At 75.7% G+C, this 13048-nt stretch carries 12 protein-coding genes; 6 read left to right on the top strand and 6 right to left on the bottom strand.

Annotated elements, in window-relative coordinates; all coding sequences use genetic code 11:
• Positions 1-90: 90 nt before the first annotated feature.
• Complete coding sequence (locus tag ACY1JF_RS30740) at positions 91-1596, bottom strand: type III PLP-dependent enzyme domain-containing protein (protein WP_462708550.1); 1506 nt, start codon at positions 1594-1596, stop codon at positions 91-93.
• A 1287-nt stretch (positions 1597-2883) separates the two neighbouring features.
• On the opposite strand from ACY1JF_RS30740, the gene ACY1JF_RS30735 reads away from it, so the two are divergent.
• From ACY1JF_RS30735 to ACY1JF_RS30725, 3 genes are read left to right on the top strand one after another with little or no spacing between them, the layout of a single operon-like run.
• A complete protein-coding gene (locus ACY1JF_RS30735; RefSeq protein WP_462708549.1) occupies positions 2884-3636 on the top strand; it encodes a LamB/YcsF family protein in 753 nt (250 codons plus the stop codon).
• Positions 3633-4289, top strand: a complete 657-nt coding sequence (locus ACY1JF_RS30730) for a 5-oxoprolinase subunit B family protein (RefSeq protein WP_462708548.1) — start codon at positions 3633-3635, stop codon at positions 4287-4289. Before ACY1JF_RS30735 ends, ACY1JF_RS30730 begins: the two co-directional genes overlap by 4 nt.
• Positions 4286-5143 carry a 5-oxoprolinase subunit C family protein gene (locus ACY1JF_RS30725; RefSeq protein ID WP_462708547.1) on the top strand — a complete coding sequence of 286 codons (858 nt, stop codon included), beginning with the start codon at positions 4286-4288 and terminating at the stop codon, positions 5141-5143. The genes ACY1JF_RS30730 and ACY1JF_RS30725 overlap by 4 nt, the downstream gene beginning before the upstream one ends.
• 13 nt (positions 5144-5156) lie before the next feature.
• Here ACY1JF_RS30725 and ACY1JF_RS30720 read toward each other — a convergent pair whose 3' ends face one another.
• The 4 genes from ACY1JF_RS30720 to ACY1JF_RS30705 form a co-directional block, all read right to left on the bottom strand.
• Positions 5157-5642 (bottom strand): NUDIX hydrolase, encoded by a 486-nt coding sequence (locus tag ACY1JF_RS30720; protein ID WP_462708546.1) that lies wholly within the window; start codon positions 5640-5642, stop codon positions 5157-5159.
• 67 nt (positions 5643-5709) lie between these two features.
• Complete coding sequence (gene lnt / locus ACY1JF_RS30715; protein WP_462708545.1) at positions 5710-7323, bottom strand: apolipoprotein N-acyltransferase; 1614 nt, start codon at positions 7321-7323, stop codon at positions 5710-5712.
• A gap of 45 nt (positions 7324-7368) precedes the next feature.
• A complete protein-coding gene (locus tag ACY1JF_RS30710) occupies positions 7369-7914 on the bottom strand; it encodes a hypothetical protein (protein ID WP_462708544.1) in 546 nt (181 codons plus the stop codon).
• 79 nt (positions 7915-7993) lie between these two features.
• Positions 7994-8779 (bottom strand): glutamate racemase, encoded by a 786-nt coding sequence (locus tag ACY1JF_RS30705; RefSeq protein WP_462708543.1) that lies wholly within the window; start codon positions 8777-8779, stop codon positions 7994-7996.
• 39 nt (positions 8780-8818) lie between these two features.
• Between ACY1JF_RS30705 and ACY1JF_RS30700 the strand changes: the two genes are divergently transcribed.
• A complete protein-coding gene (locus tag ACY1JF_RS30700; protein ID WP_462708542.1) occupies positions 8819-10021 on the top strand; it encodes a glycosyltransferase in 1203 nt (400 codons plus the stop codon).
• Positions 10022-10055: 34 nt separating this feature from the next.
• On the opposite strand, the gene ACY1JF_RS30695 is transcribed toward ACY1JF_RS30700, so the two are convergent.
• Positions 10056-11261, bottom strand: a complete 1206-nt coding sequence (locus tag ACY1JF_RS30695; protein WP_462708554.1) for a TerD family protein — start codon at positions 11259-11261, stop codon at positions 10056-10058.
• A 313-nt stretch (positions 11262-11574) separates the two neighbouring features.
• Between ACY1JF_RS30695 and ACY1JF_RS30690 the strand changes: the two genes are divergently transcribed.
• Positions 11575-12021, top strand: a complete 447-nt coding sequence (locus ACY1JF_RS30690; protein ID WP_462708541.1) for a DUF6643 family protein — start codon at positions 11575-11577, stop codon at positions 12019-12021.
• A 39-nt stretch (positions 12022-12060) separates the two neighbouring features.
• Positions 12061-12888 (top strand): MOSC domain-containing protein, encoded by an 828-nt coding sequence (locus tag ACY1JF_RS30685; protein ID WP_462708540.1) that lies wholly within the window; start codon positions 12061-12063, stop codon positions 12886-12888.
• Positions 12889-13048: the final 160 nt, after the last annotated feature.

Raw genomic sequence — 13048 nt, 5'->3', positions numbered from 1 at the left:
CGAACAAGTCGACATGACGCAGCCCGTGCACAGCCGGATCGATCCGCACCAACGGCGTGTTCCCGATCGCCTCCGTGATGCTGTCGTACCTCATGACGGCACTCCCTGCGGGTAGCTGACCGGCCAGTAGTCCTCGTCCAGGCACCAGCGCCAGGACCCTCCCTCGCGCCCGGCCGCCACCGTCCGCGCGACCGGCTGCCGCTGGGCGCGGTGGGCGTGGAAGTCCATCGCGTACCCGGCGGTGTTGACGAAGGCCAGCAGGTCCCCGGCGCGCGGCAGCCGGGGCAGGAAGACCAGGCGACGGGTGATCAGGTCGGCCTCCAGGCACAGATTCCCCATCAGGTGCACCCCGACGGGCTCGTCGTCCGCTTCGGTCACGGGTTCACCGCGGGGCAGCAGCACCGGGTCGACCAGGACACCGTGTTCCTCCAGGCTCACGTCCCCGGCGTTCATCCCGAGGCGCACCAGCGGCCGGCCGTCGCCGGTGTGCCGTACGTCGAGGACCCGGGCCAGGGACAGACCGCACTGGTCGACCAGCGCCCGCCCCGGCTCGACGTACAGGTCGTGCAGGTGCTCCAGCAGCAGCGTGGCCGGTGAGCGGCCCAGGACCGGAGTGGGACGGGCGAGCAGTTCCTCCAGGTAGTCGGGGCCGGCGACGGGCCGGTGAGCGGGGTAGAGCGCCGCCGAACCCCGCACCGTGCCGCCCTCGTTGCGCAGCCCGTAGCCGTGCCCGCGCCAGGTGAGCGGCGGGCGGACGCCGAGCACGGCCTCGCTCAGCGCGGTGGTCCACCGCTCCCACTCCCCCGCGTCCTCCACGTATCCCACACCGAACCCGCCGCCGACATCGACGGCGCGCGGCGCCAGCCCGCGCGCCCGGCACTCGTCCATCACCAGCACGCACCGCTCCAGGGCCCGGCCCTTCTCCTCCAGCGCGGTGGTGTCCAAGTGGTAGGCCACGCCGGTCAGTTCGACGGCGTCCGCGTACCGCTCCACCGCCTCCCACAGCACCTGCGCCTCCCCCACCGGGGTACCGAAGCGGCTGCGGCGCGACAGCAGGCGCGTACCGGCGGCGTGGCCGTCCTCGAACTCCGACAGCCGCACCAGGACATCGACCTTGCCCAGGCCGTACGCGCGGACGATCCCCGCCAGTTGCTCCAGCTCACCGGGGGAGTCCAGGTTCACCGTCGCCTTGAGCCGGGCGGCGAGCCACAGGAACTCCGCGTCCTTCGGACCGGTCGCCATGATCCGGTCCCCGGTGAACCCGCAGCTCACCGCGTGCCGCAGCTCCTCCAGGGAAGCCACGTCGATCCCGACCGCGGCCGGATCGCACGAGGCCAGTCTGCGCACCAGGGCGCTTGAACGATTCGCCTTGTGCGCGAAGTACACCCGGCCGGCCAGGTGGTGGCGCCGGTAGACCGAGCGGAACCGCTCGGCGTTCTCCGCGACGACCTCCGGCAGCAGCATGTTCAGCGGCGACCCCAGCGCGTCCACCAGTGAGTGCAGGAACGGCACATCCCCCAGCAGCTCGGCGAGCGGCGGATCCACCCGCGGCCGCAAGTACAAGGGCGCGTCCTTCACTGAGTACCCTCCCCACATCAGCCGGTCGTCGCCTCATGTCGCGACAACCGCTCTCGATCATCGTTTCCATTTGCGTGCGCCGCTAAGCCATCACCCGGCACCCCTCGTAACCGAAAATGATTGTCATGCAGAAGTGAGGGTTTCTCGGCTCTCACGGAGTGTCATGTCCCAGAGTTCCGCCTCCCGTTCTCCGTCCGTCACCCGGCGCGAGGCCCCCGGCCCTTATCGAGCTCGGCGCCGCCGCGCTCACCGGCCGCGCCTCCGGTGGGGGCCGCGGCGCACACCGTGACCGGCGCCCCCGCCGGTGAGCCCCGGCGCGGCGGCCCCGCCCCGGCCCGCCTCCGCCGGAAGGGGGCGGCCGAGCCGCTCGACCCCACCACGGGCACCTCGCCCCGCGACCTCACCCGTCACTCGGTCGCCTTCGACACCCCCCTTTTTTTCCTCGGCCGACGGCAGCCGGCGGCGCGGCCGAGCCGTCGCCCGCCACCGCGGCCGAGGCGGACAGCGGGGCCGAGGCCCGCACCCTGACCCCGCGACAGGGGGTGACGTGGCACGACGGGACCGCCCGCACCGGCGCCACCGTCGTGCGTACGCCGTCGTGCACGTGCCGCCGTGCACGTGCTGTCTCGCACACGCCGGAGCACCGCGCCTTGCCCGACCGGATCTCCCCCGGCACACCGCCGGCCCGCCTGGGTCCCGCCGCCGAGGTCCTCGACGACCACGCCGTCGCCGTACGGGCCGTACGGCCGGTCGGCGATCCGGCCGCCCGGCCGGCGGGCGCCGGTCTGTACGTCATCAAGAAGGGCACCCCCTCCTTCTCCGCCGAGACCGCGACCGACGCCGTGCCCCGCCGGGTGACCGCCTTCGAGGCGGGCGTCGAGCCCCGTCTCGAGCGCCACGACGACCGGCGGGACGGTACCGGTCACGCCGAGAAGGCCGTCCCGCCCAGCGTCGACGACGCGCGCGCCCGCGTCAACGCGGTCCAGGACGACCGGGCCGGCCACGCCTCGGACATCTCCCCCACCATCGCGAAGGCCGGGCCGCCCGGCACCGGCCCAGGATCCGGGACCCGGGCGCGAGGGGTACGTGGCCGACGACGAGCGGCCGTCCGCCCGGGCCCAGCGCCTGGGCGGCGGCGCGCGGGACCGGTCCGCGGGGCGGGTCGCGGGGGGGGTGCGGAAGCGCCGTGCGCGGAACCTGGACGATCCCCGGGCGAGCCCATGCGGGGTGACGTCCAGCGGAGTTCACCGGAGGCGATCCGTGGAACCCTTGTCGAATCGTTCAACGATCCATTACGTTCGAGGGGTGATCGACCTCAACGCGGACCTCGGCGAGGGCTTCGGCCGCTGGACCCTCACCGACGACGACGCCCTGCTCTCCGTCGTCACCAGCGCCAACGTCGCCTGCGGTTTCCACGCGGGCGACCCCTCGGTGATGCGGCGCGTCTGCGACCTCGCCGCCGAGCGCGGGGTGCGGATCGGCGCCCAGGTGTCCTACCGCGACCTGGCCGGCTTCGGACGGCGCGCGATGGACGTCCCCGCCGCGGAACTCGCGGCCGAGGTCGCCTACCAGATCGGCGCGCTCCAGGTCTTCGCCCGGGCCGCCGGGGCGGACGTGGTCTACGTCAAGCCGCACGGCGCCCTCTACAACCGGACCGTGCACGACGACGGGCAGGCCCGCGCCGTGGTCGAGGGCGTGCGGCTCGCGGGCGGGGACCTGCCCGTGCTCGGCCTGCCGGGGTCCCGGCTGCTCGCCGCCGCCGGGGAGGCCGGGCTCGCCGCCGTGCCCGAGGCCTTCGCGGACCGCGCCTACACCCCCGAGGGCACCCTCGTCGCGCGCCGCGAGGCGAACGCCGTGGTGACGGACGAGGACGCGGTGGTACGCCGCGCGCTGGCCTTCGCGGTGGACGGCGCGGTCGAGGCCGTCGACGGCACCACCGTCGCGGTCGCCGCCCGCTCCGTGTGCGTGCACGGCGACACCCCCGGCGCGGCCCGGACCGCGGCGCGGGTGCGTACGGCGCTGGAGGCGGCCGGGGTCGAGGTCGGACCGTTCGCATGACACCGGACGCGCCCCGCCCGCCGCTCACGGCCCGTCCCGCCGGACGCCACGCGCTCCTGGTCGAACTGCCCGACGCCGAGCGGACCGCCGCCTTCCACGCCGAGCTGCTGCGGCGGCGCGCGGCGGGGACGCTGCCGCCGGTGGAGGAGATCGTGCCCGGTGCCCGGACCGTGCTCCTGGACGGCGTACGGGACCCGCGGGCGCTGGCCCGCCGGGTCGCCGGGTGGGAGCTGCCGCCCGGCGCGGCGGACGACGGGGACGTCGTGGAGATCGCCGCGCGCTACGACGGACCGGACCTGTCCGACGTCGCGAAGCTGTGGGACGTCGCCCCGTCCGAGGTCGCCGCGGTGCACTCCGCCCTCACCTACCGGGTCGCGTTCTGCGGTTTCGCGCCGGGCTTCGGCTACCTCACCGGGCTGCCCCCGCGCCTGCACGTCCCGCGCCGCGCCACGCCCCGCACCCGGGTCCCGGCCGGAGCGGTCGCGCTGGCCGGCCCGTACAGCGCGGTCTACCCGCGCGCCACCCCGGGCGGCTGGCAGCTGATCGGCACCGTGCCGGACCCCGGACCGCTGTGGGACCCGGCGAGGGAACGGGCGGCGCTGCTCACCCCGGGCACCCGGGTGCGCTTCGTGCCGGCGGAGGAGCCGGTATGACCGGCGGGCTCACGACCGTGCGGGCCGGTGCCCTCACCACCGTGCAGGACGCGGGCCGGCGCGGCCACGCCCACCTGGGCGTCCCCCGTTCCGGCGCGCTGGACGCGCCCGCGATGCGGCTCGCCAACCGGCTGCTCGGCAACGATCCCGACGCCGCGGTGCTGGAGACCACCCTGACCGGCTGCGCCCTGCGGCCCGACCGGGCCGTCACCGTCGTGGTCGGCGGTGCGCCCTGCCCGGTGACGGTGGCCGGACGGCCGGTGGCCTGGGGCGCCCCGGTGCGGGTGCCGGCGGGCGCCGTGCTGGACGTGGGGCCGGTGACGGCGGGCGTGCGCTCGTACGTGGCCCTGGCCGGCGGTGTCGCCGTCGAACCGGTTCTCGGCAGCCGCTCCACCGACCTGCTCTCCGGGCTCGGCCCGGCCCCCCTGCGCGACGGGGACGTCCTCCCCGTGGCCGCCCCCGCCGGACGGGCGGTGGCCCCCGCCGTCGTCCCCTGGCCGGCCCCGCCCGCCGAGCTGGTCCTTCCGGTCCGTCCCGGCCCCCGCGCCGACTGGTTCACCCCGGCCGCCCTGCGCACCTTCACCACGGCGGCCTACCGGGTCTCCCCGCACAGCAACCGCATCGGCCTGCGCACCGAGGGACCCGCGCTGGAGCGGGCGTCGACGGGTGAGCTGCCCAGCGAGGGCATGGTCCTCGGCGCCGTCCAGGTCCCGCCGGACGGCCGTCCCGTGGTCTTCCTGCACGACCATCCGACGACCGGCGGCTACCCGGTGATCGCGGTCGTCGCCGAACCGGCCCTCGCCGCGGCGGCCCAGGCGGCGGCCGGCACACCGGTGCGGTTCGTACCCGGCTGACCCGCCCGGCGCCTCAGCCCATGGCCGGGACCGCGGGGTCGAACCAGGTGGGCCCGTCGGACAGGGCGTGCTTGATCCGGGTTTGGCCGAACTCGCCGATGTCCGGCAGGGCGTCCGCCGCGAACCAGCCGACCTCCAGGGACTCGTCGTCGTTGACCTTGGCCTCGCCGTCGAGGGCCCGGCAGCGGAAGGTGATGTCCATGTACTGGCAGACGTCGCCGTTCTCGTACGTCACCGGGTTCAGCGCCTGTACCAGGACCACCCGCTCGACGGCGCACCGCACGGCGGTCTCCTCCCGCACCTCGCGCACCGCGCAGGCCGCGGGCTGCTCCCCCGGCTCCGGGATGCCGCCGATCAGGGACCAGCGGCGGGTGTCGGACCTGCGGTTCAGCAGCACCCGGCCGTCGTCGTCGAAGACCAGGGCGGTGACGCCGGGCAGCCACAGCAGCTGGTGGCCGGCGGTCGCACGGAGGGTACGGATGAAGTCGGGAGTAGCCATGCGTCCGACCCTAGCGGGCACCGGCCCCCCGACCGGCCGGCTGGCAGGGCGTGCGACGGGCGTACGGCTACACGTCACCGGCGCGTCGCCCGCGCACGGCGGCGGTGACCGCCCAGCCCGGCCCGCCGGCCGCGACCAGCACGAGGAGCACCTCGGGCAGCGCGCCCAGCTCGGTGGCGGGCGTCCGGGAGGAGCGCAGCGGCACCTCCTGGACCAGGGAGCCGGCGACGAACATGCCGGTGCGCCGGGTGACCCTGCCGTCCGGCATGATGATCGCGCTGACCCCGCTGGTCACCGGCACGGTGACGGTCCGGCTGTGCTCGACGGCGCGGACCCGGGACATGGCGAGCTGCTGGTAGGTCATCTCGCTGCGGTCGAACGTCGCGTTGTTGCTGGGGACGGAGATCAGCCGGGCGCCGTCGGTGACCGTGGAGCGCACGGCCCAGTCGAAGGCGGCCTCGTAGCAGGTGACGAGGCCGACGCGGGCGCCGGCCATGGTGAAGACGCCGGGTTCGTCGCCGCGGCTGAAGTCCTGGCTGACCATCGACGTCCAGTCGCTGTTGACGGCGCCGATGAGGGAGCGCAGCGGAAGGTACTCGCCGAAGGGCTGGATCTGCCGCTTGTCGTAGGTGTCGACGGGACCCTTGTCGGGGTCCCACAGGATCTGCTCGTTGTAGAGCTTGCCGTCGCGCCTGACGACGCCGCCGACCGATATCGGCGCCTTGATCGCCTTGGCCGCCGCGTCGATCACCGCATAGGCGTCGGCGTTGGCGAACGGGTCGATGTCGGAGGAGTTCTCCGGCCACAGCACGAGGTCGGGCCGGGCCACCTTGCCCGCCGCCACCTCGGCGGCCAGGCGCTCGGTCTGCCGCGCGTGGTAGTCGAGCACCGCGCGGCGCTGGGCGTTGAAGGCGAGCCCCGCCCGGGGCACGTTGCCCTGGACGACGGCGACCGTGGTGGTGCCGTCCTCCGCCTCGTCGCTGACCAGCGGCCGGGCGGCGAGGGCGGCCAGGACGGGGACGGCGACGCTCAGCAGGGCGGCGACGGCCGCGCCCCGGCAGACGGACCGGGTGCGCCGGGCGGCCACGGCCAGCCGGACCGCCTCGTACAGGCCGAAACCGCACAGGACGACCGCGAAGCCGAGCACCGGGGTGCCGCCCACCGCGGCGAGCGGCAGGAAGACGCCGTCCGCCTGCCCGAAGGCGATCTTGCCCCAGGGGAAGCCCTCGAAGGGCACGCGCGCCCGTGCCGCCTCGCCGGCCGTCCACAGCGCCGCCGCCCACACCGGCCAGGCCGGCAGCCGCGCCACCGCGGCGACGCCCGCGCCGACCGCCGCCACGAAGAGCGCCTCGATCGCGGCCAGCGCCAGCCAGGGCCCCGGGCCGACCTCCACGCCGGTCCACACCAGCAGCGGCAGCAGGAAGCCGAGCCCGAAGAGGTAGCCGAGGCCGAGGCCCGCCTTCCAGCCGCGCCCACGCAGCACCGCGCCGAGGGCGGCGAAGGCGGGCAGCGCCAGCCACCACAGGGTGCGCGGCGGGAAGCTGACGTAGAGCAGGACGCCGGCCAGGGCGGCCGCGGCGGCGGGGAGGAGGCGGCGGCCGAGCCGCGCGGCGCGCGAGGCGGGCGCGGTCCGCGGGTCCGGCCGGTCCGGCCCGGCGACGGATGGTGCGGTGACGGTCACCCCGGGAGTGTACGCGGGTGACCTGGGACCGGCTCGGGCGCCACCTCAGTGCGCGGTGCCGGGGGCCCGCGGCCGGAGCCGGTCCTTGATGACGCGTACGGCCGACTCCGCGTCGTCCACGGTGACGGTGAACGTATGGCCGTCCCACAGGCGCAGGACCACGCCCTCACCGCGCCGGACGACGACGGCGGTACCCCTCTCCGGCCGCCACCGGTAGCCCCAGCCGCCCCAGTGGCGCGGAGTGACGACCGGGGCGAACTCGGCGCCGGCCACGTGCGACAGGGGGATGCGGCGGCGCGGGACGCCGATGTGACCGCAGCGCACCTCGAGGCACTCCTGGTCGACCTTCAGGGCGACGTGCACGAAGGCCAGGGTGCCGAAGAGGACCAGCAGCCCGGCCGCGATGCAGCCGACGACCGCCATGGCGAGCGCGGCGGCGCCGGACTCCCACGCCGAGTCGACGGCCAGCTGCACGCCGAGTGCCATGCAGGCGGCGCCGATCAGCGCCAGCAGCCACTGGATCCGGTTGGTCGCGCGGCCGGTCCAGACGTCGGGGTGGGGCGCGTGCCCGCCGTGGAGGTGGTCCCTCATGGCAATGAGGTTACTCAGGTTCGGCTCCGTGTGTGCCGCACCGCGGAGGGTCACTGGGCCGACCGGGGGCGCGGCCGCGTCAGCGCGCGGGCGTGGCCGTCCGCAGCAGCCTGCCCTCCGCGTACGCCAGCGCGGGCGCGGGCAGCGCGCCCTCGCGTCCGCTCAGCAGCACCGTGAGGGTGCCGTCGGCGGGGGCGTCGGGGGCGGGCGCGGCGCCGACGCGGCGCAGCGCCTGCGCGGCGACGGCGCCCGCCGAGCCGTGCAGCACCAGCGGCGGACGGCCGGGCCGCCGCACGGCGGCCCGGATGCGCTCGGCGACCAGTTCGTAGTGGGTGCAGCCCAGCACGACGGTGGTGACGTCCGCCGGGGTCAGCGCCGCGGCGGCGGCCACGGCGGCGTCGATCGCGGCCTCGTCCGCGTGCTCGACGGCCTCGGCGAGCCCGTGGCAGGGGACCTCGGTGACCGGCACGCCGTCGGCGAAGTCCCGGATCAGGCCGCGCTGGTAGGCGCTGCCGGTGGTGGCGGGCGTCGCCCAGATCGCGAAGGGGCCGCCGCCGGCCGCGGCCGGCTTGATCGCCGGGACGGTGCCGACGACGGGCAGGCCCGGCTCGTGCCGGTCGCGCAGGGCGGGCAGCGCGTGCACGGTGGCGGTGTTGCAGCCGACGATCAGGGCGTCCGGCCGGTGGGCGGCGGCGGCCTCGGCCACCGCGAGGGCGCGGCCGGTCAGGTCCTCGGGCGTGCGGGGGCCCCAGGGCATGCCGTCGGGGTCCAGGGAGAGGATGAGATCGGCGTCCGGCCGCAGGCGCCGTACCGCAGCGGTGGCCGCCAGCAGACCGATTCCGGAGTCCATGAGCGCGATCTTCACCCGGCCACGATAGACGATGTGCCGCCACGGCCCGGCGCGGTGGGTAAGACTGCGCACGTGAACGCCGTTGCCTGGATCTCCGCCGTCTCACTCGCCGCCTGGCTGTGGCTGCTGCTGTGCCAGGGCTTCTTCTGGCGCACCGACGTCAGGCTGCCGCCCCGCCGCCCCGCCCCGGGCCCCGGCGGCTGGCCGTCCGTGTGCGTCGTCGTGCCCGCCCGGGACGAGGCGGCGGTGCTGCGCGGCAGCCTGCCGTCGCTGCTGGCCCAGGAGTATCCGGGGCGGGCGGAGATCCTCCTGGTCGACGACGGCAGCACGGACGGCACCGGTGCGCTGGCGCGCGAGCTGGCCCTGGGGGTGGGCGGGCTGGCGCTCACCGTCGCCTCCCCCGGTGAGCCGCCCCCGGGCTGGACCGGCAAGCTCTGGGCGGTGCGGCACGGGATCGAGCTGGCACGCGCGCGTGGACCGGAGTACCTGCTGCTGACGGACGCCGACATCGCCCACGCCCCGGACAGCCTGCGGGAGCTGGTGGCGGCGGCCCGTACCGGCGGCTTCGACGCCGTGTCGCTGATGGCGCGGCTGCGGGTGGTGAGCGGCTGGGAGCGGCTGGTGGTGCCAGCCTTCGTCTACTTCTTCGCGCAGCTGTACCCGTTCCGCCGGGTCGGCCGGCGCGGGTCGCGGACGGCCGCGGCGGCGGGCGGCTGTGTGCTGCTGCGGACGGAGGCCGCCGAGCGGGCCCGGATCCCGGAGGCCATCCGGCAGGCCGTGATCGACGACGTGGCGCTCGCCCGGGCCGTCAAGCGGGCCGGCGGGCACATCTGGCTGGGGCTGGCCGACCGGGTGGACAGCGTGCGGCCCTACCCGCGGCTCGGTGATCTGTGGCGGATGGTGGCGCGGAGCGCGTACGCCCAGTTGCGGCACGATCCGCTGGTGCTGCTCGGCACGGTCGCCGGGCTGGTGCTGGTGTACCTGGTCCCGCCCGTCGCGCTGGTCGCGGGCGCGGCCGGCGGGAACGCGGCGTGCGCCGGCCTCGGCGCCGCGGCGTGGCTGGTGATGGCGGGGACGTACCTGCCGATGCTGCGCTACTACCGGCAGCCGCCGTGGCTGGCGCCGCTGCTGCCGTTCACCGCGGGGCTGTACCTGCTGATGACGGTGGACTCGGCGGTGCGGCACCACCGGGGGCGGGGCGCGGCCTGGAAGGGCCGTACCTACGCCCGCCCGGGCGCCGTGCCGGAGGAGAGCTGAGGGAACGCGCGGGGAGCCTCGTTCCCCGGCCGTGTCATTTGCGGCCCGGTGTCCAGTCCATGCCCCAGCCGTAGGCCCGGTCGACGGTCCGCTGGGGACTGACGCCGCGCTCGGGGACCAGGTAGCGGGCCTCGCGCTGGACGACGAGGTCGTCACCGGTGCGGGTGATCAGGGCGAGCGCGCACACCGTCGAGGGGACCGTGCACTCGTCGAGCGAGAAGTCGACGGGGGCGCCGTGCTGCGGCCGGAGGGTGACCGTGGCCCGCAGGCCGGCGAAGGAGCGCGCGCCCTCGTAGACGGTGACGAAGACGAGGATGCGGCGGAAGTCGTGCCGGTGGTCGAGGTTGACGGTGAGGTTCTCGCCGCTGGCCACGGCGCCGGTGCGGTCGTCGCCGTCGAGGTGGATGAACGGCGGCCGGTCCAGGGCGCCGAAGGCGTTGCCGAGGGCCTGGACGACGCCCTTGCTGCCGTCGGTGAGTTCGTACAGGGCGCACAGGTCGAGGTCGGGGCCGCTCCGCGGGGCGAGGGACCGGCTCAGTTTCCGCGCCCAGCCGGGGAGTTGCTGCCCGCCCGCCTCCCAGTTGAGGTTGACGTGCAGGGCGCCGCGGGTGCCGCCCTGTTTGGTCAGGGAGACGGACGGGGCGGCCTTGGTGAGCGTGACCTTCGTCAGGCGGACCGGCGCGGGCGCCGGCGCGGCCGGGGGCGGAGGCGGGGGCGTGTGCCCCGGCTCGTCCACCGTGATGCCGTAGTCGGTGGCCAGGCCCTCCAGCCCGCTGCCGTAGCCCTGGCCGACGGCGCGGAACTTCCAGCCGCCCTGGCGGCGGTAGAACTCCCCCAGGACGAAGGCCGTCTCGACCGTCGCCCCCGGGTTCTCGAAGCGGGCCACCACCGTGCCCGCCGCGTCGCGGACCTCGACGCGCAGGCCGGGGACCTGGCCGAAGGAACCGCCGTCGGCGGAGGCGGCGAGGACCACGGTCTCGATGGCGGACTCCACGCCCGCGAGGTCGACGAGCAGGCTGTCGGTGATCCGGCCGCCGGCGGTCCGCTTGCCCTCGTGGCGGACGGCGCCGGAGGCGTGCGCCGGCTGGTTGTAGAAGACGAAGTCCGCGTCGGAGCGGACTTTTCCGTCCACCAGGAGCAGCGCCGAGGCGTCCACGTCGGGTACGCCCGGCCCGGAACGCCAGCCCATCTCCACCCGCAGCGCCTCCGTCGGCACCACGGTGTTCGCCCCTTTGGCCATGAGCATGTCCGGTTCTCCTCATGTCTTGCCGACGGCGCCCCCGGGCGCGTTCCGCGCGGTCCGTCCATTCTGCCGCGCGCGGCGTGTCCGTGTCGCCGTCCGGCCGCCGGCCCGGGCGGCCGGGGGCGGGGAACGGGGTCACGGCCGGCCGGTGACGCACCCGCAAGTCGGCCTTTATCAGAAGATCGCGCTCCGGGCATGCCCTTTTTCGTCAAGTTCGCTCGCATTGGGGATCTCCGGTCATGGCGGACGCGGAAAACAACCCTCTTATCGGTCTCCCCAACCAGCACATCGTGGGCTTAACTTATGTGCCATGACCTCCCCCCGCTCCACCTATGGCGGCGGCTACTACTCCGCCTCCTTCCCGGACACCCCGATCTACGACTCGCTCGTGGCCGAACGGGGCACCCCGCAGATCGCCCCGATCCGGGTCCCCGCCGCGTACGACGCCCCGGGCGGCCACCTGCCCGCCCTCCCGTCGGCCCTGCCCGCCCTGCCGGCCGCGCCCTCCCAGCCCTCCTACGGCTACCCGCAGCAGGCCCCCCAGCCCGCGCCGCTGCAGCAGGCCCCGGCCCCGTACATCCCGCAGCAGATGTCGGCGCCGCGTGGCTACCCCGCGCCCCAGCAGCCCCAGCAGCCCCGTCCGGCGGCGCCCGCCCCGGCCGGGTACGAGGCGATGCGCCCCGCGGCGCCCCGGCCCGCACCGGCCCCGGCCCCGTACCAGGACCCGTACAACAACCAGCAGTACCGGGGCTACTGAGCCGGCCCGGCCGCCGGTGCCGCCTGGCACGATGGCCTCATGGGGAACGCGCGACTGAGGTCGATCCACGTACATCCGGTCAAGGCGTTCCGGGGCTTCGCGCCCCGGGAGGCGGAGGTGGAGCCCTGGGGGCTGGCCGGAGACCGCCGCTGGATGCTGGTCGACGACGGGGGAAAGGTCGTCACGCAACGCCAGCGGCCACGCCTCGCGCTGGCCCGCGCCGAGCCACTGCCCGACGGCGGCGTACGGCTGTCCGCGCCCGGCGCGCGACCGCTGGCGGTACCCGTCCCGGACCCCGGGGAGACGGTCACGGTGGAGATCTTCCGTGACAAGGTCCGTGTGACACCGGCCGCCGACGAGGCCGCGCACGCGTGGTGCGGTGCCCATGTGGGGGCGCGGACCCGGCTGGTGTACCTGGACGACCCCGCCACCCGCCGCCCCGTCGACCCGCGGTACGCGCGGCCGGGCGAGACCGTGTCCTTCGCCGACGGCTACCCGCTGCTGCTGACGACCACGGCCTCCCTGGACGCCCTCAACTCGCTGATCGCGCGGGGCGACCACGCCGCGCAGGGCCCGCTGCCCATGGACCGCTTCCGGCCCAACGTGGTGGTGTCCGGCACCGGGGCGTGGGCGGAGGACGGCTGGTCGCGCGTGACGATCGGCGAGGTCTCCTTCCGGGTCGCCAAGCCGAGCGGACGCTGTGTGGTGACCACCACCGACCAGGCCACCGCCGTCCGCGGCCGGGAACCCCTGCACACCCTGGGCCGCCACCGCCGGCAGGGCGGCAAGCTGGTCTTCGGGCAGAACCTGGTGCCGTTGTCCCGCGGCACGGTCCGGGTCGGCGACCCGGTCACCGTCGACGGCTGACCCGGCCGCTCCCGGCCGACGGGCGGGAACCCGGGGGCGGGCGCCGCGCGTTGGCCCGGATGAGGGGTTCATGAGGGATCCGCCGGGGGTGATCTCGCTCTCTCTTCGACGGCCGCGCTCATGAACGGCTCGGTCCGGGGTTATCACGGAGCGGGAAGGG

It is taken from the genome of Streptomyces sp. SYSU D01066-1 (assembly GCF_054956795.1).
The sequence above is the reverse complement of the archived record's forward strand: the minus strand, read 5'-3'. Positions and strand labels throughout refer to the sequence as shown.